This window comes from Xanthomonas sp. CFBP 8151, assembly GCF_011761885.1.
In the GTDB taxonomy this organism is placed as follows: Bacteria; Pseudomonadota; Gammaproteobacteria; order Xanthomonadales; family Xanthomonadaceae; genus Xanthomonas; species Xanthomonas arboricola_B.
Genome location: NZ_JAASQZ010000002.1, coordinates 913,540 through 935,769 on the forward strand (window position 1 = coordinate 913,540; position 22,230 = coordinate 935,769).

Below are 22,230 nucleotides of genomic sequence, written 5' to 3' on the forward strand. Positions count from 1 at the left end.
CAAGGCGCGTGTCGCGGCGGATCACCGCATTGCACGCAGGTGCCACGCGATCGCGATGGATCACTGAGGGCAGCGCGCGCTGGCACCTGCCTGCCCGGCGCGCGGCGACCGGTGTGCCGCATCTGCACGCAGGTGCAGGTGTGCTGCTCGCACGGAGACAACCCTGCATGGCAACCCGCGCACCGACGGCGCGATCAATAGTTGAAGAACACCGTTTCCGCATCGCCCTGCATGTGGATGTCCCACACGTAATCGCTGCCACCGCGCGATTGCGCCAGCAGCGTGTTGCGGCGCTCGCCCGGCACCAGGGCCAGGATGGGGTCGCTGCCCAGCTGCGGATCGTCGGCGAAGTACAGCCGCGTCGACACGCCGCGCAACAGCCCGCGCATGAAGACCAGCACGGTCAGGTGCGCGGCCTGCAGCTTGCCGTCCGGACCGGCGACCTGGCCCGGCTTGACGGTGCTGAAGGAAAAACACCCCTGCGCGTCGGTCGGCACGCGGCCCCAGCCATCGAAGCCGGGATCGTGCGCCTGGCAGCGCGCATCGGCGGCATGCGCATAGATGCCGGCCGCATCGGCCTGCCACAGTTCCAGCACTGCGTCGGCCACCGGGGCGCTAGCGCCATCGAAGACGCAACCACTGATCCGCACGTGCGTGCCCGCGGCCTGCGCAGGCGCGAGTTGCGCGCGATACAGCGGCTCCAGCCCGAGCCGGTAGTACGGGCCAACGGTTTGCGAGGGGGTGGTGTGCAGGCTCATCGATTCACTCCCAGACCGTTTGCTTGCGGCCGCGCAACACGATGTCGAAGCGGTAGGCCAGCGCGTATTCGCTCACCGCGTTTTCCCAGTCGAAGCGGGACACCATGCGTTCGCGTGCCTGCGCATCGTCCACGCAGTTGTAGATCGGGTCGTGCGCCAGCAGCGGGTCGCCCGGGAAGTACATCTGGGTGATCAGCCGCTGCCCGATGCCATCGCCGTGCAGCGAAAAATGGATATGCGCCGGCCGCCAGGCGTTGTAGTGATTGCGCCACGGATACGCGCCCGGCTTGATGGTCTTGAACGCGTAGCGGCCGTGGTCGTCGGTGAGCGCCTGGCCGGTGCCGCGGAAGTTGGGGTCCAGCGGTGCGTCGTGCCGGTCGCCGGCATGTTGATAGCGGCCGGCGGCATTGCATTGCCACACCTCGACCACGCTGTTGCGCACCGGCTTGCCGTTTTCGTCGAGCACGCGGCCGGACACGATGATGCGCTCGCCCAACGGCTCGCCCGCAAAGCCGGCGGTGAGGTCGGCGGCATGCTCGCCCAGGGTGAGCCGATTCAATCGTGGGCCGGTGACTTCCGACAGCGTGGCCGGGAGTTCGATCGGCGCGCGCGTGGGGCCGCGCAATGCGGTGGATGCGTAGGGCAGATGCAGGTAGGCCGGCTGCGTGCCGATCCGCGGCCGGCGATAGCCGAGCAGCGGATCGATCGACGTGTCAGAGCTGGGGTCGCGCATGCGGGATCTCCATCGGTTGCGCTACGGCAGGATCAAAACGTGGGTGTGCGGTCTTGGCAGCGGCGGTTGCAATCGGCGCACTACACGCGCTCGATCGCCAGCGCCACGCCCTGCCCGACCCCGATGCACATGCTGGCCAGCCCAAGCCGCCCGTTGCCCGCCTCCAGTTGCCGCAACAAGGTCAACGCCAGCCGCGCGCCGCTCATGCCCAGGGGATGGCCGAGCGCGATGGCGCCGCCATTGGCGTTGACATGCGCGGCATCGTCGGCCAGGCCGAACGCGCGCGTGCAGGCCAGCACCTGCGCGGCGAAGGCTTCGTTGAGTTCGATCGCGTCGAACTGCGCGATGCGCAGGCCCAGGCGTGCCAGCAGGCGCTGCGTGGCCGGCACCGGGCCGATGCCCATGTAGGCCGGCTCCACACCGGCCGAGGCGAAGCCGAGCACGCGTGCACGCGGGGTCAGTCCATGCGCGTGCACGGCCTGCGCAGAGGCCAGCAGCAAGGCGGCAGCGCCATCGTTGAGACCGGCCGCATTGCCAGCCGTCACCGTGCCGGGCTGGCGGAACACCGGCTTGAGCTTGGCCAGCATCTCGGCGGTGGTGTTCGGGCGTGGATGCTCGTCGCGATCGACAGTGGTCGCCTCGCCCCCTTTGCGTGCGGCCACCGCCACCGGGGTGATTTCCGCATCGAAGAAACCGGCCGCCTGTGCGGCGGCGGCGCGTTGCTGGCTGCGCAGCGCGAACGCGTCCTGGTCTTCGCGTGCGATGGCATGGTGCTGTGCCACGTTCTCCGCGGTCTCGCCCATCAGCTCCACGCCATAGGCGTCCTGCAGGCGCGGATTGATAAACCGCCAGCCCATCGTGGTGTCTTCCAGCTGTTGCGTGCGCGCGAACGCGCTCTCGGCCTTGCCCATGACCCAGGGCGCGCGGGTCATCGATTCGACCCCGCCGGCGATCGCCAGCCCCAGCTCGCCGGCACGGATGCCGCGCGCCACCGTGCCAACCGCATCCAGCCCCGAGCCGCACAGGCGATTGAGCGTGCTGCCGGGCACCGAACTGGGCAGCCCCGCCAGCAACAGACTCATGCGCGCGACATTGCGATTGTCCTCGCCGGCCTGATTTGCGCAGCCCAGGTACACGTCGTCGATCAGCGCCGGCTCCAGTTGCCGATTGCGTGCCATCAACGCGGCGATCGGTAGCGCGCCCAGGTCGTCGGCGCGCACGCTGGCCAGGGCGCCACCATAGCGGCCGATCGGCGTGCGGATGCCATCGATCAGATAGACCTCGCTCATGCCTCGGCTCCGGCTGCCTGCTTGCCATGCGCTGCATCGGTGCGTGCCTGCAGCGCGCGCAGCGCCTGCAATTCCGCAACGCTGGGTGGCATGGTCTGCGCCAGATCGGCGGCGAAGCGGATCGGCCAGCCGGTGGCCGCGCGCACCTGCTCGCGGGTGCTGCCGGGGTGCAGGGCGGTGACGGTGAGTTCGCGGGTCACGGGGTCGGGCTCCATCACGCACAGGTCGGTGACGACCACGGTGGGGCCAGCGCCGGGCAGGCCGGCACGCTGCCGCGCATCGCCACCGTCCAGATGCCCGACGGTGGTGACGAAGTCCAGCGCGGGCACGAAGCTGCGTCTGGATTGGCGAATGATGATGAACACCTGTTTGGCGCTTGCCGCGATCTCCGGCGCACCGCCCGCGCCGGGCAGCCGCGTCCTGGGCGCGTCGTACGGGCCGATCACCGTGGTGTTGAGGTTGGCATGGCGATCGATCTGCGCCGCGCCCAGGAAACCCACGTCCACGCGGCCGCCCTGCAGCCAGTAGCGGAAGATTTCCGGCGTGGAGACCACGGTGTCGGCGGTGTCGGCCAGTTCGCCGTCGCCGATCGACAACGGCAGCACCTCCGGGCGCGCGCCGATCGGGCCGGATTCGTAGATCAGGGTGACATCCGGCGCATGCGTCAGCCGCGCCAGGTTGGCGGCGGTGGACGGCAGGCCGATGCCGACGAAGCACACCGCGCCATCGGGCAGGCGCCGCGCCGCCGCCACGGTCATCATCTCGTTGGTGCTGACCTCGCTCATGCGGCCACCTGCAGCAGCGAGTGCGCGTACACGCGCTGGAACGCAGCAAAGTCCTCGGTGTCGAGGATGTGCGTCTGGATCCAGGCCTGGAAGCGTGCACGGTCGCGCGCGATCGCATCCCAGGCCAGGTAGAAGCGGTTGTCGCGGGCGTAATAGCCATGCGCGTACGACGGTGCCGCACCACCGGGCACGTGGCAGACCGCATCGACCACCCAGCGCGGCAGGATGCAGGCGTTGGGCGGCGCATCCAGCGTGTCGACGATCGCTTCCACCGTCACGATCACCTTGCGCGCTGCCAGCGCGGCTTCCTTCTGCACGCCCAGGATGCCCCACAGCAGCACGTTGCCGCGGCGGTCGGCCTGCTGCGCATGGATCACGGTGACATCGGGCCTGACCGCCGGCGTGGTGGCCAGCGTCTCGCCGGTGTACGGGCATTGCAGGAACCTGATGCTGTCGTTGACGCGCGGCAGGTCCGAGCCGACATAACCGCGCAGCACCGCGAACGGCAGGCCCGAGGCACCGGCCACGTACGCGTTGGCCATGTCGGCATGGCTGTGTTCGCGGATCTGCAGCGGCTGCGGCCACGCATGTTCGACCGCATCGCGCAGCCGGTGCAGCGAGCCGACACCGGGATTGCCGCCCCACGAGAACCGCAATGCCGATGCACAACCGGCACCGATCAGCTGGTCGTAGATCAGATCCGGGGTCATGCGCACCAGGTGCAGGTCGCGCTTGCGCTGGCGGATCACCTCGTGGCCGGCCGCATGCGGAATCAGATGGGTGAAGCCTTCCATCGCCACGCAGTCGCCGTCGGCGATCAGCTGGGACACCGCTTCTGAAAGGGGGACGATCTGGGCCATTGCTTCGGTCCTGCACAGCGAGCGTGTGGTCACGTTAGGCGCAGCTGCACGGCCCGGTCAATTCGATTATCGGTTCATCAATTCGATAATCGCACAATTTCGGCGAGCAACCGACGCCTCAACATTGTCTCCGGTGTATACATAACTCCACTTGCAGGCAGACGCCAGCGCCGGCATGCGCGTCAACTGGTCGCCAGCCGGCGCACCGCTGCCGATCCGCACCCCAGGTTGTCTACAAACCCCAGGAGCCACGGTCATGTCCCAGTCCAAGCAGCTGTTTCCCCGCAACGCGTGGTACGCCGTCGCCTGGGACCACGAGATCAGGCACGCGCTGACCCCGCGCAAGGTCTGCAACCTGGATGTGGTGGTCTATCGCACCACTGCCGGGGCGGTGATCGCACTCGAAGATGCGTGCTGGCATCGCCTGGTGCCGCTGTCGATGGGCAAGCTGCGCGGCGACGATGTGGTGTGCGGCTATCACGGGCTGGTCTACAACAGCCAGGGCCGCTGCGTGCACATGCCCTCGCAGGAGACCATCAATCCCTCCGCGTGCGTGCGCAGTTTTCCGGTGGCCGAAAAGCATCGCCATGTATGGATCTGGCCGGGCGACCCGGCGCAGGCCGATACCCGCCTGATTCCCGACCTGCACTGGGCGCACGATCCGGCCTGGGCCGGTGATGGCCGCACCATCTATGCCAAGTGCGACTACCGGCTGGTGCTGGACAACCTGATGGACCTGACCCACGAGACCTTCGTGCACGGCTCCAGCATCGGCCAGGACGAGATCGCCGAAGCGCCGTTCGAGGTGATGCATGGCGACCGCTCGGTGGTGGTGTCGCGCTGGATGCGCAACATCGACGCACCGCCGTTCTGGGCCAGCCAGATCGCGCGCCATCTGGACTACCGCGGCAAAGTCGACCGCTGGCAGATCATCCGCTTCGAAGCGCCCGGCACCATCGCCATCGACGTCGGCGTGGCCATCGCCGGCACCGGTGCGCCGGAGGGCGACCGCAGCCAGGGCGTCAACGGCTACGTACTCAACACCATCACGCCGGAAACCGACACCACCTGCCACTACTTCTGGGCGTTCATGCGCAACTACGCGCTGCACGATCAATCGCTGACCACGCTGACCCGTGCAGGCGTCACCGGCGTGTTCGGCGAGGACGAGGCGGTGCTGGAAGCGCAGCAGCGCGCCATCGACGCGCATCCGGATCACACCTTCTACAACCTCAACGTCGATGCCGGCGGCATGTGGGCGCGCCGCGTGATCGATCGGCTGATCGCCCAGGAGCAGCGCGCGCAGGAACTGTCGCTGCGCATGGTGGGCTGAGCACCGCATCGGAGGTGTCCATGTCACCCGCCACCCCGTTTCGCAGCAGTGCCGCGCAGACCACGCGCGCGCTGCTGTCGCTACGCGAACTGATCCGCGACGGCACCGCCGGCCGGAACGCGCTTGCCCGAGCTGGCGGTGGGGCAGCGGCGGGGCATGTCGCGCACTCGGTGGCACGGCGTTGCAGCGGCTGTGCGAACAGGGCCTGGCCAGCGCACTGCCGGGCGGCGGCTAGGCGGCGCAGGCCTTCGGCGAACGCGAGGTGCACGATGCGATCGAACTGCGCGGCACGCTCGATCGAAGACCGCCAGGGCGCGTGCGCCGAAGCGCTGATGCGCGAACACGCACGGCTGGCCCATCGCAATCTGCGCCACGTGCTGCAGACCCCGGCGGCGATCACCCAGGTGCGCGGCGGCGCGCTGATCGGCCGCGCCCATCCCGCCACTGCCGGCAGCACCCGGCCCACCCCTCTGCCTGGAGTTTCCCATGCGTAAAGACACCCGGTGGCACCGCGCCCATGTGGTCAGCATTGCCGACGCCTGCGAGGGCGTGCGCGAAATCGTGCTCGACCCGGGCACCGCGGCGCGCGGCTTCGAGGTCGGCAGCCATCTGGATTTTCGCGTGCAGCTGCACGGCCGCGCCGACGTGCGCTCGTACTCGCTGGTGGGCGAGCCGCGTGCCGATGGCTACTACCAGATCGCGGTACGGCAGATGCCCGACAGCCGCGGCGGCTCGCGGCACATGTGGACGCTGCAGCCCGGCGACGTGGTGGAGATCTCCCCGCCCAGCAACAACTTCGCGCTGGACGAGGGCGGCGAGGAGATCCTGCTGATCGCCGGCGGGATCGGCATCACCCCGATCATCGGCATGGCGCAGCGGCTGGCGCGCCGCCACCGCGCGTTTCGCCTGCTGTATGCCGGGCGCACGCGCCGTGCGATGGCCTATGTCGACGAACTGGAAGCGCTGCTCGGCGAGCGCCTGCAGCTGCAATGCGACGACGGCGCCGGCCCGGCGGATCTTGCCGCCGCGCTGGCGCGGCTGTCGGCCAATGCCGAGGTGTACGTGTGCGGCCCGCTCGGCATGCTCGAAGCGGTGCGCCAGCACTGGCATGGCGCCGGGCGTCCGCGCGCGCGGCTGCATTTCGAAACCTTCGGCAACAGCGGGCGGGTGCCGGCGCAGGCGTTCGTGGTCAAGCTGCCCGGGCTCGGCCTGGAAGTGCCGGTGGCCGAGAACGAATCGATGCTGGATGCGCTGGCCGCCGCCGGAGTCGAGCTGATCGCCGAATGCCGGCGTGGCGAATGCGGGCTGTGCGCGGTCGAGGTGCTGGACAGCGCGGCCGATATCGATCACCGCGATGTGTTCTTCAGCGACGAACAGCGCCGCGAGAACCGCAAGCTGTGCGCCTGCGTCTCGCGCGCGGTGGGCGGCAGCATCAGCATCGATACCGGCTACCGCGGCGCGCTGGGCTGAGCGCGGCCATCGACACGCCGACGCGCGTGCAGCGCGTGTTTGCATCCTCACGCGCATGCGCGATCATCTGCGCATGGAGTCGACTCACTACAGGACGGTCCCGGCGCCGGCACTCAACCCGCGCCAGGAACAATTGGTGGCATTGGTGCGGCAGCAGGGCTTTGCCGAGGTGGAAGGGCTGGCGACGCGCTTCGAGGTGACGCCGCAGACCATCCGTCGCGACCTGACCCTGCTGTGCGATGCCGGCGTGCTGCGCCGCTATCACGGTGGCGTCAGCATGCCCTCGAGCGTGGAAAACCTGGCCTACACCGCACGCAAGGCACTGCAGGCGCGCGAGAAGCAGCACATCGCCGCGCGGGTCGCCCGCTTCATTCCCGACGATGCCTCGTTGTTCATCAACCTGGGCACCACCAACGAAGAGGTCGCGCGCGCCTTGCTGCAGCACCGCGGCCTGCGCGTGATCACCAACAACCTCAACGTGGCGGTGATGCTCAGCGCCAACCCCAGCTTCGAGGTGATCGTGGCCGGTGGCGTGGTGCGCGGGCGCGACCAGGGCGTGACCGGCGAGGCGACGGTGGAGCTGATCCGGCAGTTCAAGGTGGACTTCGGGGTGATCGGCATTTCCGGCATCGATCTGGACGGCACCTTGCTGGACTTCGACTACCAGGAAGTGCGCGTGGCCCAGGCCATCATCGAACACTCGCGGCAGGTGCTGCTGGCGGCCGACCACAGCAAGTTCGGCCGCAACGCCATGGTGCGACTGGGCGCGATCGCCCAGGTGCACGACTGGTTCACCGACCGGCCGCCACCGCAGGAACTGGCTGCCGTGCTGGCCGAGGCCGGCACCCGCGTGCATCTGGCCGAGCCTGGCGACGCCGGCTGAGCCAATTGTTCGTTTTTGTGCGTTTGCGGCATGGGCATGTCGATCGGGCTGCTTTCATGATCCTCCTTGACTATCGAAATGCCGGCTTCGATAGGCACTTCTATTTCCCAAGTGCTTGATTCCCACGTCTAACGGCTCTTCACGCCCCGAAAAGGTTTGATGTTCGAATATGTTCGAACATGACAACTTGGGTTCGCTGCTGGCGCGCCCGGACGGAGACACCGATGGGCGAGACATACGATCTTCTGGTGATAGGCGGCGGCATCAACGGGGTCGGCATCGCCCGCGATGCGGCCGGGCGCGGCCTGTCGGTGTGCCTGTGCGAACAGGACGATCTGGCCGCGCATACTAGCAGCGCCAGCACCAAGCTCATCCACGGCGGCCTGCGCTACCTGGAGCAGTACGAGTTCGCGCTGGTCGGCAAGGCGCTGGCCGAGCGCGAGGTGCTGCTGCGGCTGGCCCCGCACATCATCTGGCCGCTGCGCTTCCTGCTGCCGCATCAACCGCATCTGCGCCCGGCCTGGATGATTCGCGCCGGGCTGTTCCTGTATGACCATCTCGGCGGCAGCAAGCGCAGCCTGCCGCGCTCGCGCCGGCTGTCGCTGCGCACGCACCCGGTTGGCCAGCCGCTGCAGGAATCGCTGCGCACCGGCTTCGTGTACTCCGATGCCTGGGTGCAGGATGCGCGGTTGGTGGTGCTCAATGCGATGGACGCCGCCAGACGTGGCGCACAGATCCACACGCGCACGCGCTGCGTCGGTGCCTGGCGCGATGCAGGCTTCTGGTACGCCGAGCTGGAAGACCGCGACGGCCGCCGCCGCACCGTGCAGGCGCGTGCGCTGGCCAATGCGGCCGGCCCATGGGCGGTGTCGTTCCTGGACACGGTCGCCGCAGTGCCGCACACGCACGCACTGCGCCTGGTCAAAGGCAGCCACATCGTGGTGCCCAAATTGTTCGACCACGACCATGCGTACATCTTCCAGCAACCGGATCGGCGCATCGTGTTCGCCATTCCGTACGAGCATGACTTCACCCTGATCGGCACCACCGACGTGGATTACCAGGCCGACCCCGCCGCGCCCAGGATCGATGCGGCCGAGGTGCAGTACCTGTGCGATGCGGTGAACCTGTATTTCCAGCAGCAGATCGCTCCCGGCGATGTGGTGTGGAGCTATAGCGGCGTGCGTCCGCTGCTCGACGATGCCGAGGACAACGCCGCCGAAGTCACCCGCGATTACCAGCTGGAAATGCTCACCGATGGCGCACCGTTGCTCAACGTCTTCGGCGGCAAGCTCACCACCTATCGCAAACTGGCCGAAGAAGCGGTCGACCGCCTCACCCAGGCGCTGGGTGCACGCAAGCCGGCATGGACCGCGCGCGGCGATGCATTGCCCGGCGGCGAACAACGCGATATCGCCAGCCTGCTCGAGCGCGTGCGCAACGCGTACCCGTGGCTGCCGGCGCCCACCGCGCAACGGCTGGTACGCAACTACGGCACCTGTGCGGAACAGCTGCTGGGCCAGGCGCAGGACATCGCCGCCCTGGGCACGCACTTCGGTGCCGACCTGTATCAGGCCGAGGTGGATTACCTGCGTGCCCACGAGTGGGCCGTGACCACCGACGACATCCTGTGGCGCCGCAGCAAACTCGGCCTGCGCATCGACGCAGCCGGGCGCGAACGCCTGGAGGCATATCTGCAGACACACTCGGTCCGGCAGGCGGACGGCGTGCCGGCCTGATCGAACCACGCTGCCGGCGAGGACGGGTCGCGCGGCAACGTATCCTGGCGCATTTGCCGGCATCATCCTGAGTCACGTGGAGGGCACCCTGATGAGCATCACCGAAGACCCCTGCGCGCCAATGCGCGCATCGCACCACCCTGGCTGCGTCATCGCCATCGGCACGAGGACGCGCGCATGAGCCGCCAACTCGTGGGTGAGTTGATTTCCGAGGCGGTGGCGATGTTCATCATCATCGCGCTCGGCGATTCGGTCGCGGCGATGTACGTCCTCTACGACCCCAGCCCGTACCAGAACGCCTACTGGGGCGTGTGCATCGCCTGGGGCCTGGCGGTGACGCTGGCGATCTATGTCACCGGCTCGGTGTCCGGCACGCATGCCAACCCGGCAGTAACGCTGGCGCTGGCGTTGTTCCGCGGTTTCTCATGGAAGAAGGTGCTGCCGTACTGGGGTGCGCAGGTGATCGGTGCATTCCTGGGCGCGGCCATCGTCTACCAGTTGTACGGCCCGGTCATCGACCACTACAACCAGGTGCAGCAACTCACCCGCGAAGCCGGTGGCGCCGCCGGGGTGTTCTTCACTGCACCCGGCCTAGCGGTGACGCCGATGCATGCGCTGGTCGACCAGATCATCATCACCGCGTTCCTGATCTTCGGCATCTTCGCCATCACCGAACAATTCAACGAAGCCGCGCCGACCGCCAACTCCGGCGCGCTGATGATCGGCCTGCTGGTGGCGACGCTGGGCGCGTCGATGGGCTATCTGGAAGCCTGGGCAATGAATCCGGCACGCGACTTCGGCCCGCGCCTGTTCGCCTACCTTGCCGGTTGGGGCGAGGCCGCGTTGCCGGCCAAGGACAACTACTGGTGGATTCCCATTGTCGGGCCGTTGATCGGCGGCCCGATCGGCGCGCTCGCCTACCAGTGGCTGATCCTGCCGTTCCTGCCGGCACGCGTGCGCCATCTGCAGGGCGGCAAACCGCCGCTCGATCCGCGCTGATCGTACTGCGGCACGACTGACAGCACGGCCCCGCTGCCGGGCAGGCCATGGGGTTATCGGCCTCTCCAGCAGCGGCGTGCACCGCCCACTTTCTCGCCGTGCGCCAGCGCCGGCATTGTTCGAGGAATCTCCGATGGAAAAGCAATACGTCCTTGCGATCGATCAAGGCACCACCAGTTCGCGCGCGATGCTGTTCGATCGCAACGGCAAGGTGGCCGGCGTGGCGCAGCGCGAGTTCGGCCAGATCTTTCCGCAGCCGGGCTGGGTGGAACACAACCCGCGCGAGATCATGACCAGCGTCTACACCACGATCACCGAGCTGCTCAACAACGCACAGATCGATGCGCGCTCGATCGCCGGTATCGGCATCACCAACCAGCGCGAGACCGCGGTGGTGTGGGACAAGGCCACCGGCCAGCCGATCTACAACGCCATCGTCTGGCAATCGCGGCAGACCAAGGACATCTGCACCCAGCTCAAGGAGGCCGGGCACGAGCAGATGGTGCGCGACAAGACCGGATTGCTGATCGATGCATATTTTTCCGGCACCAAGGTCAAGTGGATCCTCGACCACGTCGACGGCGCCCGCGAACGCGCGCGCAACGGCGAACTGGCCTTCGGCACCATCGACAGCTGGCTGATCTGGAATCTCACCGGCGGCAAGGTGCATGTCACCGACTACACCAATGCCTCGCGCACGCTGATGTACAACATCCACACGCTGGAGTGGGACGCCGAGCTGTTGGCCATGCTCGACGTGCCGAAGGAAATGCTGCCGGAGGTGCGCTCGTCCAGCGAAATCTACGGTATGACCCAGACCCAGTATTTCTACGGCGAGCAGGTGCCGATCGCCGGGATCGCCGGCGACCAGCAGGCGGCGCTGTTCGGCCAGGCCTGCTTCGAACCGGGCATGGCCAAGAACACCTATGGCACCGGCTGCTTTGCGCTGATGCATACCGGCGACAAGGCGGTTGCGTCCAAGGCCGGTCTGTTGACCACCATCGCCTGGGGCATCGACGGCAAGGTCGAGTACGCGCTGGAAGGTTCGATCTTCGTCGCCGGCTCGGTCGTGCAGTGGCTGCGCGACGGCCTGCGCATGCTCGGCAAGGCCAGCGACTCGCAGGCCTATGCCGAACGTGCCGGCGACAACGACGGGGTCTATCTGGTGCCGGCCTTCGTCGGTCTGGGCGCGCCGTATTGGCGCAGCGATATCCGCGGCGCGGTGTTCGGGCTGACCCGCGGCACCACCAAGGAGCACTTCGTGCGTGCGGCGGTGGAATCGATGGCGTACCAGACCCGCGACGTGCTGACTGCGATGCAGGCCGATTCGGGCATCGAGCTGAAGGAGCTGCGGGCCGACGGTGGCGCGATCGCCAACGACTTCATGGCGCAGTTCCAGAGCGACATGCTCAACGTGCCGGTCCTGCGCCCGGAAGTGGCCGAAACCACCGCGCTCGGTGCGGCGTATCTGGCCGGTCTGGCGACCGGCTTCTGGAGCAGCCGCGAAGAGATCGCCAAGCAGTGGGCGGTGGATCGCCGCTTCGAGCCGGCCATGGCCGACGACAAGCGCGAACAACTCTATGCCGGCTGGCAGCAGGCGGTGGAAGCGACGATGGGCTTCCGCATCAGCTGACCCCGCTGCCTCAAAAGACGACGCCCGCCACCACGCGGGCGCTGTCCTTTTTCGTCAACCGCTTGCATGGTTGCCGACGACCTGCATGGATCACGCATTGCAGGGCTGCACGCTGCAGCCCTGCAATGCAGCAGCGATTATTGTCCGCCGGTATTGGCGCGGCCGGCAATCGTGTCCGGATCCCAATGCTCCTTGATCAGGCCTTTTTCGATGCGAAACATGTCGAACCAGGTGGTGGTATAGGTCTTGCCGGGATCACGCGGATCCGGCAGCGTGCGCACCGACACCAGCGTGACCAGATCGCGATCTGCAGTGATGGCCACCAGCGGCAACTGCACACGTGCCTGTACCGGCGTCGGCGGCACGAACGCGGTCAGGAACGCGATGAAGGCGTCGCGACCGTTCGCCACGTTCGGGTTGTGCTGGATGTAGTTCTTGTCCATGTATTTCGGCGCTTCCTGCACCTGGCCAGCCTCGAATACGATGCGCCAGAAATCGTAGACCAACCGCTTGTTGACGGTTTCGGGCCAGGTGGATCCGAGCAGCATCTTCTGGTGGTCGGGATTTTCAGTCACTGCGGTCTGCGCGAAGGCAGCCACCGGCGCCACCAGCATGACCAGCAGCAAGGCGCGGGAAAACAGCTTATTCATGGAGGAATCCTTACGTGGAGACGGGCGCTGCGCCGGCCGGAATGCCAACACGGTGCACCGTTGATTGAGGGACGACGCGCCTTGCACACAGGGTTTTTCCACGCGTCGCCGCCAGCCTAACGGCCGCGTCCGCTCGCCCGCTAGCCGCCCTGGCGTGCACCAGGGCACCTGCAGTATTGATGGTAATCAGAAGATAACCACGGCAGTCGATTTTCTCTCCCGCACGCATGTGGCATCTCGACGGCGGCCAATGCTGCGCTCAATCCGGCAGCTCCACCAACGGCAACCCCGCATAGTTTTCCGCCAGGGTGGCGCGCCCGGCCTCGCTGCCCAGCAGATAATCCAGCTCTGCGGCATGAATGCGTGCGGTGAACGCGTCCTGGTCGTCGAAGGTATGCAGCAAGGTGGTCATCCACCATGAAAACCGTTCGGCCTTCCACACCCGCTGCAGCGCCAGCGCCGAATACTGCTGCAGCACCGTGGTATCGCCGTGCGCGTTCCAGCGCTCGAACAAGTGCGCCAGCAACCCGACATCGGCCAGCGCCAGATTCAGGCCCTTGGCGCCGGTGGGCGGCACGATATGCGCCGCATCGCCAGCCAGGAACAGGCGCCCGTACTGCATGGGTTCGGCGACGAAGCTACGCAACGGCGCGATGCTCTTTTCGATCGATGGAGCGGTGACCAGTTGCGCAGCCAGCGCCTCAGGCAACCGCGCACGCAACTCGTTCCAGAATGCCTGATCGCTCCATGCCTCCACCCGCGCATCGGCCGGTACCTGCACGTAGTAGCGTGAGCGCGTGGGCGAGCGCATCGAACACAAGGCAAAGCCGCGTGGGTGCTGCGCGTAGATCAACTCGTCGTGGACCGGCGGGGTGTCGGCAAGCACGCCAAGCCAGCCGAACGGATACACCCGCTCGAACAGGCGCAATCGCGCGGGCGGAATGCTGGCGCGGCTGATGCCATGGAAGCCGTCGCAGCCGACGATATAGTCGCAGTCGATACGCAGGCGCCGGCCGTCGTGGGTGAATTCCACTGCGGGCGCATCGCTGTCCACCGCGCGCAGCGTCACGTCCTGGGCGCTGTAATACGTCGGTGCAGCGCTGCGCGCACGGGCGTGCATCAGATCGGCGGTGACCTCGGTCTGACCGTAGACGGTGACACTACGCCCGCAGCCGCGCAGCAGATCGATGCGCTCCCGCCGGCCATCCAGCGACAGTTCGAAGCCGTGATGCGGCAAGCCTTCGCGCTGCACGCGTGCGCCAACGCCTGCTTGGTGCAACAGCTCCACACTGCCCTGTTCCAGCACGCCGGCGCGGATACGCCCCAACACATGCTCCGGGGTCTGTCGCTCGATTACCGCGGCATCGATACCGGCCCGCAGCAACAGCTCGCCCAGCAACAGGCCGGAGGGGCCGGCGCCAATGACCGCGATCTGGGTTCGCATGCAATGCTCCTGCCTCAGCCGACGGATGCAGGCCAGTGTGGGTAGCCAAGCACGTGCTTTGAAGGGATGATTGCGCGCAGTGCTTGGACTTTTCGACGATGCCCACACGCGCGCACGCCAACGCCGCAGCCACAGCGGTCCCCGCCTTCGGCCTGTATGGCGAGCAGCACGCCGACACCCGGAGTTGCTGCACTGGGAGTCGATTGCCGCACGCAGCCGGCTGCATGACTGGCGCATCGCTCCGCACCGGCACGAAGACCTGGCGCAACTGCTGTACGTGCAACGCGGGCCGGCGACGCTGCAGCTGGATGGCCGCAGCCAGCGCGTGCGTGGCGCACGCGTGATCTGGCTGCCACCGCTGTGCGTGCATGGTTTCAGATTCGATCCACAGGTACGTGGCCACATCATCACCTTGTGCATGCCGTTGGTACGTAGTGCGTTGAGTGCCGCGCCGCTATTGCAGCGTGCACTGACCATCCCCCAGGTCCTGCAGGCACAGCACGCACGCGGATTGCTCGACGCGCTGTTCGCCAGCATTGCCGACGATCACGCATACCGGCGCATCGGCCACGAGGCCGCATTGCACGCCGCCGCAGCGCAACTGTTGATCTGGACCGCCCGCACGGCGCTGGAGCACGCGCAGGATGCGGCTGCGGTGAGCCCGTACGCCGACCCGGCATTACGCCATCTCCGTGGCTATCAGGCGCTGATCGACCAGCACTACCGAGCGCATTGGCCGATCTCCCGCTATGCCGGGCAGCTGGGCCTGACTCCGGGTCATCTCAACGCGTTGTGCCAGCGGCTGGCCGGCGCCTCGGCGCTGCAATTACTGCAGCGCCGGATCATGCTCGAAGCACGCCGCAGCCTGCGCTACACCAGCCTGAGCGTGCAGCAGATCGCCGCCAGCCTAGGATTTTTCGACGCTGCATACTTCAGCCGCTACTTCGCACGCCATGCCGGCTGCTCGCCGACGCAATTCCGCGCTGGCGATTAAGAGCGGCTGACAAAAACCACTGAAGCGCGAGATCTCGATCGTCTTGAAAGATGATTGAACGATGGGGATGCGTTGGTTGAAGAGCGGCTGGTCTGGAGATTGGCTGCAGGGCCCGCCCGCCCACCATCGCGGGACACGCCGCAAGTACGTCCTTGTAGGCTCTGGCGCGGCATCCATGCCGCTCAAGGTCCTGCGACGGTGGGCGGGCAAGGACCCGTCAAGATGGTCGGTGCGCACAGTTAAGAACAGTAAGAGCAGTACGTGATGCGCGTTGTTTCGATAGTGATGCGCTGGCTCGAGGTCCGACACATGTTCGACAAGCGGCTTTTCACCCAGCCACCGACCAACTCTCTGGCGCGGTGTCCTTGCCGATTGCGGGACCCTTGGCGGCATGGATGCCGCCAAGGAGCCTCCACGGACGGATTCACGGCGTGTCCCGCAAGCGATAAGGGCACCGCGCCCTCGACCAACCAGGCTTTAGACGTAAACGTCTGACTGTCTCGAAACAATAAAGACACTCGAACGCTTGGTTGCTTTGCCTAAAAGTAATTGAACATTGCGGATAGATCGGCCCCGGAGCGGCTGATCCACGGCTCGCCTGCACCCCCACCGCCCAGTATGTTGCGCCGCACCGGTCAAAACGGGTACTGCGGTACTTCGTTCTTGATCGTCAGCCATTGCCAGTGGGTGTACTGCTCCCAATCGGCCGGTCCGCCGACACTGGTGCCGTTGCCCGACGCACCGGTCCCGCCGAAGGGATTAATGACTTCATCGGCCACGGTCTGATCGTTGATGTGCAACAGGCCGGTGTGAAGCTTGTCGCCCAGGCGCATCGCACGCGACACCGACGCCGACAGGATGCCCGCAGCCAGACCGTACTCGCCATGGTTGGCCAGGTCCGCGGCTTCTTCGTCGGTATCGAACACGGTGATGTTGATCACCGGCCCGAAGACTTCTTCGTCGAAGGCACGCATGCCCGGGCGCACGTTGGACAACACCGTCGGCGCATAGAACAGGCCTTCGTTGCTGGCACCGGCTTCCACCACCGCACCGGCGGCAACGCTGTCTTCCACGATATCGATCACGCGCTGCAGTTGGCGCTGGTCGATGATCGGCCCCAGTGCCACGGTGCCGCTAACCGGATCGCCGACCGGCAGATGCCTGGCTTTTTCGGCCAGCCGCTGCGTGAATGCATCGGCAATCCCGCGCTGGACCAGCACCCGGCCGGTGGCCATGCAGATCTGCCCCTGATGCAGGTAGGCGCCGAATGCCACTGCAGAGGCGGCCTTGTCCAGATCCGCGTCGTCGAGCACGATCACCGCGTTGTTGCCGCCTAATTCCAGCGACACCTTCTTCAAATGCCGGCCAGCGATCTCGCCGATGCGCCGGCCGGCCGCGGTGGAACCGGTGAAAGCAATCATCGGGACATCCGGCGACTCGACCAGCGCCTGTCCGATGGCTGCATCGCCGTGCAGTACATGCAGCAAACCCTTCGGCAAACCTGCTTCTTCCAGTACCTGCGCGATGACCACGCCACCGGTATACGGCGTGCGCGGGTCGGGCTTGAGCACCACCGCATTGCCCATCGCCAGCGCCGGGGCGACCGAGCGCAGCGACAGGATCAGCGGGAAATTGAACGGGGAAATCACTGCGATCACGCCCAGCGGCAGGTGCCGGGCCAGGCTGAGCTGGCCGGCGCCCGTCGGCAGCACCTGGCCAACCGCCTGCAGCGGCAGCGCCGCAGACTGCTGGTAGATCACCACCGACTCGTTCACTTCGCGCTGGGCCTTGGGCAGGATGCCGCCGGTTTCGCGCGCGATCAGCAGCGCCGCTTCGGCACTGCGCGCTTCCATCAGCTGCGCGGCCCGGTGAAACACCGCAGCGCGCTCGCGCGGCGCAGTGGCTGCCCAGGTACGTTGCGCTTTCTTGGCCAGCGCCACGGCAGCGGCGACATCGGCCAGGTCGGCCTTGCCGATTTCGTGCAGCAGCGTGCCGGTGGCCGGCTCGATGATCTGCACGGTGCCGCCGTTGCCGGGCACCCAGTCGCCATTGAAGATGCAGCCATGCCACGCCGGAGCGGCGCTTGCGGCAATCGCGGTATTGGGGAGAGCGTTCATGGTCTAGCCTCCTGCTGAGGGGGTGGTGTTACAGAGTGGTGGACGCCAGCCCGCCATCGACCGGCAGGGTGATGCCGTTGATCCAGCGCGCCGCATCGGAAGCGAGAAACACGATGGCCTCCGCCACTTCGTCGGCATACGCCGGCCGCGTCATGCGCCTGGCATCTTCCTTGACGCGCTCCTCGCCGAGCATGCTGACGAAGTCGCCAAGAATCGGCGTAAACACCGGCCCCGGCGAGACGTTGTTGACGCGTACGCCGTGCTCGGCGAACCAGGGCCGCGACTGCAGCAGCGTCCACACGATCAGCGCTTCCTTGAAGTACTGGTAGCAGGTGGCGTGCGCCACCGGATGCGCCTGCAGCCATGCATCGCCAGACGCAAAGCTGTCGGTGGCGGACAGTTGCTTGTGCAGTTCCAGGCGCTGCGGCCACTCGGCACCCAGGATGGAGGCCACATTGATGATGGAACCGCCGGGCGCCATGCGCGGCAGCAGCGCCTGGCTCAAATGGCGCAGGCCCAGATAGTTGACGCGCGCCACCGCCTCCAGCGGCGCGGTACCGGGAACGCCAGCCACATTGGCCAGCGCATCGACACGCGCCGGCAAGGCCTGCACCAGCGCATCGATGGACGCCGGGTCGCCGAGATCGGCCTGGTGGAACCCGTGCAGCGACATCTGCACCGGCGTGCGATCGACGCCGATCACCGTGGCGCCATGGAAGCGGGCCAGGCGCGCGACTTCGGCACCGATGCCCGATGCCACGCCGGTGACCACGATCGTCTTGTTCTGCAAATTCATTGCCACTCTCCGAAGAGGCCGGATGTACCGGCGCTAGAACACATGGACGTACTGCAGGTTGACGTTGTTGCCGGAGGCGGCGTTCTTGACCTCCACCGGCAGATACACATTGGCAAACAGCATGTTGTTGGCATCCATCCGCCACACGCCACCGGGCCCCGCATAGAACACGCTCTGGCGGGTGTCGGCCACGCGTTGCCCATTGGTGCGGTTATCGCGGAACTGGGTGAGGTAATAGGCATTCACGCCAAGCCGGATATTGGGTACCACTTCCCAGGAGGTGGCGACGTTGATCCAGCCCGCGTCGCCGGCCTGACCGTTGCGGAACTCGAAGCCCGGTGGCAGGTTCGGCCGCCGCTCGCTGCGAAAGTTGTAGATGTAGTTGATGCGTGCGCTGACTTCCCAGTTGGGCATCGGGAACACGGTGAACGCATATTGCGGCACCAGCGACCAGTAGCCGGCGCCCTGATTGAGGTCGCGATCGCGGTCGAACTTGCCGATCGGCGCGATCGCATCGATTTCGAAACGCTGCGAAAACACCGGCCTGCCATTGCGGATCACCGGCAGCATCTGCAGATACGGGCCGAAGGTCAGGTCGCCCACGCCGGCGCCGTTGTCGCGCAAGCTGGCAATGCTGTTGCGCCCGAACGAAGCATCCAGGTTGATCAGCGGCAGCAGCGTGTTGATGCCCAGTGCGCCCCGGAAGAGCTTGTACGGGGTGACATAGGCGACCTGGGTCAGCAGCAGCGTGGAATCGATGCGTGGGCGGTCGAACACCGGCACGTCGTTGCCGCGGGAATCCTTGATCGCGTCCAGTGAGCTCTGGCGCAGATAGGTGATCACCGCCCAGCCGGGCGTGGTGCGGGTGAAGCCGTCCAGATAGCTGGTGCCGCCGGTATTGATGCCGTTGGTCAGCGTCGTAATCTGGGGCAGGCTCTGTGCGCCGGCCGTGCCGGCAGCAAGCAGCGACAGCATGCCAAGCGCTGCACGGCGCAGCGCCGACGCGCGGGAAGACAACCCAGACAGGACCGATCGATAGCTCACTGCGAACATCTCCAGCATTGGGAGGGACAGCGGGAACTGCGGCGGAACAACGGTCAGGCAGGCGCGATCGACACGCCGGCAACGGCGCGTGCGCAGGTCAACAGGAAAGCTGGCCGTGCGCCTGCACGGCAGCGGCGGGTTACGCGGTGTCCAGACGGTCGAGCCGGTCGAGTGCGCGCAGCAACGGCGCCTCGCTGCTGCCAAGCACCGCGCTGAGTTGCTGTTCCATGCGCAGCACCTCGGCCTCGGCAGCGCACAGCAGGGCCACGCCGGCGCTGGTCAGCGACAGATGCTGCATGCGCCGGTCCTGGCGCCCCCGTACCTGCCGCAGCAGGCGGCGCTTGACCAGGCGTGCCACCACGATCGCCAGGTTGGGCGCCGACACGTGCAGCACGTCGCCGATCTGGCGCTGGTTGATGCCCGGGTTGCCGTCCACCAGCATCAGCAGCGAGAAGTCGACCGGCTTGAGATCGAACGCAGCCACGCAGTCCTGAAACATCCGCCGTACCAGCAACTCGGTGCGGGTGATGCGGTAGCCCAGCAGCCGCAGCAGGCGTGCCTGATCCACCGTGGTGACGGCATCCTGCAGCGATGCGGCAGTGGCAGTGACGGACATGACGGTTCTCGCAACGAAGACAACGGACGAACCGGTGCGCGCAACGCTCGCCGCCCGCAACGCCGATCCGCGGCATGAGCTGCATTGTAGACGCGCGCAGGCATGCCGATGTGGGCGTGGCCGCCAACCGCGTGGCACCGCCGTGCAGGCAGGCCGCCACAGGCTGACGCCAGTCCGGCGCTTGCACATGGCGGCCGCATGCGACGGCAGGCAGGTGTGAGAAGCGACGGTCATCCAGGCAGAGCTGAGGCATGGGGTCCGGGGCCGGCAGGTGATTGCGTTGCACAATAGTTATGGATCATAACTATATTGCCAAGCTGCAGCGCAGCATGGTCGTGCTCGCCAGGTTGACCAGGTGGGCCGATGGGCCTGGCGGGCGTGGCGGCAACCGCCTGTGACCGGCGAGCCTGGCGCAGGTGCGCGCGGGGTATGCCGGGCCTGGCAGCGATGGTGGCAATTACGACGGCAAGGCTGCCGCCGTCGCCAGACGACGCCTGCGGACCCAGCCCACTCGCCCAGCGCATCTCCGCGCCAGGTAGGCCGCGTGCATGCGCGCGGCCTGTGGCCAGCGGATTACGGACTACGGATTACGGCAGCCAGAGCTTCTCAAGATCGCGGAAACCCCAGTCGGTGGGGCTTTCCATCTGCGCGATGCGGTCCTGGCAGTCCGGGCGCGACAGGTCGATGTCCTGCACCAGCACATGGCTGCGCAGCTTGGCCGAATAGAACACGCGCACCCTGGGCTTGAGCAGCGCATCGGGGGTCTGCTCGATCACCACTGCCAGTTTCTGCGACTCCAGCCGCACCAACGAGCCGACCGGATAAATCCCCAGCCGGCGCACGAAGGCCTGGAACACTGCCGGATCGAAATGTCCCTGCCACGACGCCATGCGCTTGAGCGATTCGGCCGGATCCCAACCGCGCTTGTAGGGACGGTCCGAACTGATGGCGTCGTACACATCGCACACCGCGCCCATCCGCGACATCAGCGCGATGTTCTCGCCCGCCAACCGGTTCGGATAGCCGCTGCCGTCCATTTTTTCGTGATGGTGCAGCGCGATCTCCAGCACCACCGCGTTCTGCACGCCGCCGGCCAACAGCAGGCGATGACCGTCCAGCGGGTGCTGGCGCATGATCTCCATTTCTTCGTCGGTGAGCTTGCCGGGCTTGTTGAGGATGTCCAGCGGCGTCACCGCCTTGCCCATGTCGTGCAGCAGGCCGCCCATGGCCGCCTCGACGACCTGCCCTTCGGGCAGACCGAGCTGACGCGCCAGCCCGCTCATCAGGCCGGCCACGGCCATCGAATGCAGATAGGTGTAGTCGTCGGCGGTCTTGAGCCTTGCCACGCTGATCAAGGCCTGCGGATGCCGCAGGACCGAATCGTTGATGGCTTCCACCAGCGGCATCGCCGCCTCGGTGTCGACGGTGCGTCCCAGCCGCACATCGCGGAACATCGCCTCGACCATGTCGCGGCCGTCTTCGAAGATCTTGCGCGCGCGCACCACTTCGGACTCGATACCGACCTGTGCGGTGACGCTATTGGTTCGCGCGGTGCGCGCGGTGGTGGCCGGCTCGGGGGGTTCCGGTGCCGGCGGCGGCGGTTGCTCCGGCTCAGGCTGCGGATCGAGTGCGCCCGGCGCTGCCGTGTCCAGGTCCAGCCCACGCGCGGTGTCGATCACCAGTTGCTCGATCCGGCTGCCATGGATCTTCTCCACGTCGTCCGAATCGACCAGGAACGAGGTCTTCCAGAACGGATGGTGCACCCACGCGCCCAGCAGCTTGTAGACATACATGCCGGGGCGGAGTTGATCTGAGTCGATGGTTCTGAGCATGCCGGCGCTGATCTGCAAAGGGTCCGCGGAAGAGCCCGCCATGACGATGGAGGGTCTGTCGGGTTATCGGCAGTGCGCGGGATTTCTTTGGTAAGGTCGACTTCGCTAGCGCCATGCGACGACCGCCGGCCGAGCAGTTCAGCGCACCGGCTGGCGCATACCCAGCACGGCGATGGCCGCACGCATCGGCGACACACTGCAGGCCAGATCCGGGGCCGCCGGCAACCGGCCAGCGTCCACCAGTACGCCCCCCGC

Annotated in this window: 19 protein-coding genes and 1 pseudogene; 8 read left to right on the forward strand and 12 right to left on the reverse strand. The window is 66.8% G+C overall.

Annotated elements, in window-relative coordinates; genetic code table 11:
* Nucleotides 1-194 precede the first annotated feature (194 nt).
* The 5 genes from pcaG to FHT08_RS11880 form a co-directional block, all read right to left on the reverse strand.
* A complete protein-coding gene (gene pcaG, locus FHT08_RS11860; protein WP_104538764.1) occupies nt 195-758 on the reverse strand; it encodes a protocatechuate 3,4-dioxygenase subunit alpha in 564 nt (187 codons plus the stop codon).
* Nucleotides 759-762: 4 nt separating this feature from the next.
* On the reverse strand, nt 763-1,491 hold the full coding sequence (gene pcaH / locus FHT08_RS11865; protein WP_104538765.1) for a protocatechuate 3,4-dioxygenase subunit beta: 729 nt from the start codon (nt 1,489-1,491) through the stop codon (nt 763-765).
* A gap of 80 nt (nt 1,492-1,571) precedes the next feature.
* Complete coding sequence (gene pcaF / locus FHT08_RS11870; protein ID WP_166775169.1) at nt 1,572-2,780, reverse strand: 3-oxoadipyl-CoA thiolase; 1,209 nt, start codon at nt 2,778-2,780, stop codon at nt 1,572-1,574.
* Complete coding sequence (locus FHT08_RS11875; protein ID WP_166775170.1) at nt 2,777-3,565, reverse strand: CoA-transferase subunit beta; 789 nt, start codon at nt 3,563-3,565, stop codon at nt 2,777-2,779. The genes pcaF and FHT08_RS11875 overlap by 4 nt, the downstream gene beginning before the upstream one ends.
* Complete coding sequence (locus FHT08_RS11880) at nt 3,562-4,425, reverse strand: CoA-transferase (protein ID WP_104538768.1); 864 nt, start codon at nt 4,423-4,425, stop codon at nt 3,562-3,564. The genes FHT08_RS11875 and FHT08_RS11880 overlap by 4 nt, the downstream gene beginning before the upstream one ends.
* 256 nt (nt 4,426-4,681) lie before the next feature.
* Between FHT08_RS11880 and FHT08_RS11885 the strand changes: the two genes are divergently transcribed.
* The 7 genes from FHT08_RS11885 to glpK all read left to right on the forward strand — a co-directional run bounded on the left by FHT08_RS11885 (nt 4,682) and on the right by glpK (nt 12,482).
* Complete coding sequence (locus FHT08_RS11885) at nt 4,682-5,758, forward strand: aromatic ring-hydroxylating dioxygenase subunit alpha (RefSeq protein WP_166775171.1); 1,077 nt, start codon at nt 4,682-4,684, stop codon at nt 5,756-5,758.
* A 269-nt stretch (nt 5,759-6,027) separates the two neighbouring features.
* Nucleotides 6,028-6,252: a hypothetical protein gene (locus FHT08_RS20030; protein ID WP_243849017.1), complete on the forward strand. Its 225-nt coding sequence runs from the start codon at nt 6,028-6,030 to the stop codon at nt 6,250-6,252.
* Nucleotides 6,245-7,228: a PDR/VanB family oxidoreductase gene (locus FHT08_RS11895; protein ID WP_104538770.1), complete on the forward strand. Its 984-nt coding sequence runs from the start codon at nt 6,245-6,247 to the stop codon at nt 7,226-7,228. The genes FHT08_RS20030 and FHT08_RS11895 overlap by 8 nt, the downstream gene beginning before the upstream one ends.
* 55 nt (nt 7,229-7,283) lie before the next feature.
* Nucleotides 7,284-8,111 carry a DeoR family transcriptional regulator gene (locus FHT08_RS11900; protein ID WP_104538771.1) on the forward strand — a complete coding sequence of 276 codons (828 nt, stop codon included), beginning with the start codon at nt 7,284-7,286 and terminating at the stop codon, nt 8,109-8,111.
* Nucleotides 8,112-8,335: 224 nt separating this feature from the next.
* Nucleotides 8,336-9,850 (forward strand): glycerol-3-phosphate dehydrogenase, encoded by a 1,515-nt coding sequence (glpD, locus tag FHT08_RS11905; protein WP_166775172.1) that lies wholly within the window; start codon nt 8,336-8,338, stop codon nt 9,848-9,850.
* A 177-nt stretch (nt 9,851-10,027) separates the two neighbouring features.
* Nucleotides 10,028-10,849, forward strand: a complete 822-nt coding sequence (locus FHT08_RS11910; protein ID WP_104538773.1) for an MIP/aquaporin family protein — start codon at nt 10,028-10,030, stop codon at nt 10,847-10,849.
* A gap of 133 nt (nt 10,850-10,982) precedes the next feature.
* Entirely contained in the window at nt 10,983-12,482 is a 1,500-nt protein-coding gene (gene glpK, locus FHT08_RS11915) for a glycerol kinase GlpK (protein WP_104607501.1), read from the forward strand.
* 137 nt (nt 12,483-12,619) lie between these two features.
* Here glpK and FHT08_RS11920 read toward each other — a convergent pair whose 3' ends face one another.
* Together FHT08_RS11920 and pobA are read right to left on the reverse strand one after the other, a co-directional pair.
* A complete protein-coding gene (locus FHT08_RS11920) occupies nt 12,620-13,132 on the reverse strand; it encodes a nuclear transport factor 2 family protein (protein ID WP_166775173.1) in 513 nt (170 codons plus the stop codon).
* Nucleotides 13,133-13,391: 259 nt separating this feature from the next.
* A complete protein-coding gene (gene pobA, locus FHT08_RS11925) occupies nt 13,392-14,576 on the reverse strand; it encodes a 4-hydroxybenzoate 3-monooxygenase (protein WP_166775174.1) in 1,185 nt (394 codons plus the stop codon).
* A 98-nt stretch (nt 14,577-14,674) separates the two neighbouring features.
* Between pobA and FHT08_RS11930 the strand changes: the two are divergent.
* Nucleotides 14,675-15,570: pseudogene (locus FHT08_RS11930) on the forward strand (helix-turn-helix domain-containing protein).
* A 635-nt stretch (nt 15,571-16,205) separates the two neighbouring features.
* Here FHT08_RS11930 and FHT08_RS11935 read toward each other — a convergent pair.
* From FHT08_RS11935 to FHT08_RS11955, 5 genes are all read right to left on the reverse strand, one after another.
* Entirely contained in the window at nt 16,206-17,687 is a 1,482-nt protein-coding gene (locus tag FHT08_RS11935) for a benzaldehyde dehydrogenase (RefSeq protein ID WP_166775175.1), read from the reverse strand.
* Nucleotides 17,688-17,715: 28 nt separating this feature from the next.
* Nucleotides 17,716-18,483 (reverse strand): coniferyl-alcohol dehydrogenase, encoded by a 768-nt coding sequence (locus FHT08_RS11940; protein WP_104538780.1) that lies wholly within the window; start codon nt 18,481-18,483, stop codon nt 17,716-17,718.
* Between the two features lie 33 nt (nt 18,484-18,516).
* Complete coding sequence (locus FHT08_RS11945; protein ID WP_166775176.1) at nt 18,517-19,458, reverse strand: transporter; 942 nt, start codon at nt 19,456-19,458, stop codon at nt 18,517-18,519.
* Nucleotides 19,459-19,666: 208 nt separating this feature from the next.
* Complete coding sequence (locus FHT08_RS11950; RefSeq protein ID WP_166775177.1) at nt 19,667-20,143, reverse strand: MarR family transcriptional regulator; 477 nt, start codon at nt 20,141-20,143, stop codon at nt 19,667-19,669.
* A 587-nt stretch (nt 20,144-20,730) separates the two neighbouring features.
* Nucleotides 20,731-21,975, reverse strand: a complete 1,245-nt coding sequence (locus tag FHT08_RS11955; protein WP_166775178.1) for an HD-GYP domain-containing protein — start codon at nt 21,973-21,975, stop codon at nt 20,731-20,733.
* Nucleotides 21,976-22,230 lie beyond the last annotated feature (255 nt).

Excerpts from the sequence above, each read along its gene's own strand:
- pcaF (WP_166775169.1), bottom strand. The coding sequence starts at position 2,780 with ATGAGCGAGGTCTATCTGATCGATGGCATCCGCACGCCGATCGGCCGC.
- FHT08_RS11910 (WP_104538773.1), top strand. The coding sequence starts at position 10,028 with ATGAGCCGCCAACTCGTGGGTGAGTTGATTTCCGAGGCGGTGGCGATG.
- pcaH (WP_104538765.1), bottom strand. The coding sequence starts at position 1,491 with ATGCGCGACCCCAGCTCTGACACGTCGATCGATCCGCTGCTCGGCTAT.
- FHT08_RS11935 (WP_166775175.1), bottom strand. The coding sequence starts at position 17,687 with ATGAACGCTCTCCCCAATACCGCGATTGCCGCAAGCGCCGCTCCGGCG.
- FHT08_RS11940 (WP_104538780.1), bottom strand. The coding sequence starts at position 18,483 with ATGAATTTGCAGAACAAGACGATCGTGGTCACCGGCGTGGCATCGGGC.
- pcaG (WP_104538764.1), bottom strand. The coding sequence starts at position 758 with ATGAGCCTGCACACCACCCCCTCGCAAACCGTTGGCCCGTACTACCGG.
- glpK (WP_104607501.1), top strand. The coding sequence starts at position 10,983 with ATGGAAAAGCAATACGTCCTTGCGATCGATCAAGGCACCACCAGTTCG.
- FHT08_RS11920 (WP_166775173.1), bottom strand. The coding sequence starts at position 13,132 with ATGAATAAGCTGTTTTCCCGCGCCTTGCTGCTGGTCATGCTGGTGGCG.
- FHT08_RS11895 (WP_104538770.1), top strand. The coding sequence starts at position 6,245 with ATGCGTAAAGACACCCGGTGGCACCGCGCCCATGTGGTCAGCATTGCC.
- FHT08_RS11885 (WP_166775171.1), top strand. The coding sequence starts at position 4,682 with ATGTCCCAGTCCAAGCAGCTGTTTCCCCGCAACGCGTGGTACGCCGTC.
- FHT08_RS11945 (WP_166775176.1), bottom strand. The coding sequence starts at position 19,458 with ATGCTGTCGCTGCTTGCTGCCGGCACGGCCGGCGCACAGAGCCTGCCC.
- FHT08_RS20030 (WP_243849017.1), top strand. The coding sequence starts at position 6,028 with ATGCGATCGAACTGCGCGGCACGCTCGATCGAAGACCGCCAGGGCGCG.
- FHT08_RS11955 (WP_166775178.1), bottom strand. The coding sequence starts at position 21,975 with ATGCTCAGAACCATCGACTCAGATCAACTCCGCCCCGGCATGTATGTC.
- FHT08_RS11880 (WP_104538768.1), bottom strand. The coding sequence starts at position 4,425 with ATGGCCCAGATCGTCCCCCTTTCAGAAGCGGTGTCCCAGCTGATCGCC.
- FHT08_RS11900 (WP_104538771.1), top strand. The coding sequence starts at position 7,284 with ATGCGCGATCATCTGCGCATGGAGTCGACTCACTACAGGACGGTCCCG.
- glpD (WP_166775172.1), top strand. The coding sequence starts at position 8,336 with ATGGGCGAGACATACGATCTTCTGGTGATAGGCGGCGGCATCAACGGG.
- FHT08_RS11950 (WP_166775177.1), bottom strand. The coding sequence starts at position 20,143 with ATGTCCGTCACTGCCACTGCCGCATCGCTGCAGGATGCCGTCACCACG.
- FHT08_RS11875 (WP_166775170.1), bottom strand. The coding sequence starts at position 3,565 with ATGAGCGAGGTCAGCACCAACGAGATGATGACCGTGGCGGCGGCGCGG.
- pobA (WP_166775174.1), bottom strand. The coding sequence starts at position 14,576 with ATGCGAACCCAGATCGCGGTCATTGGCGCCGGCCCCTCCGGCCTGTTG.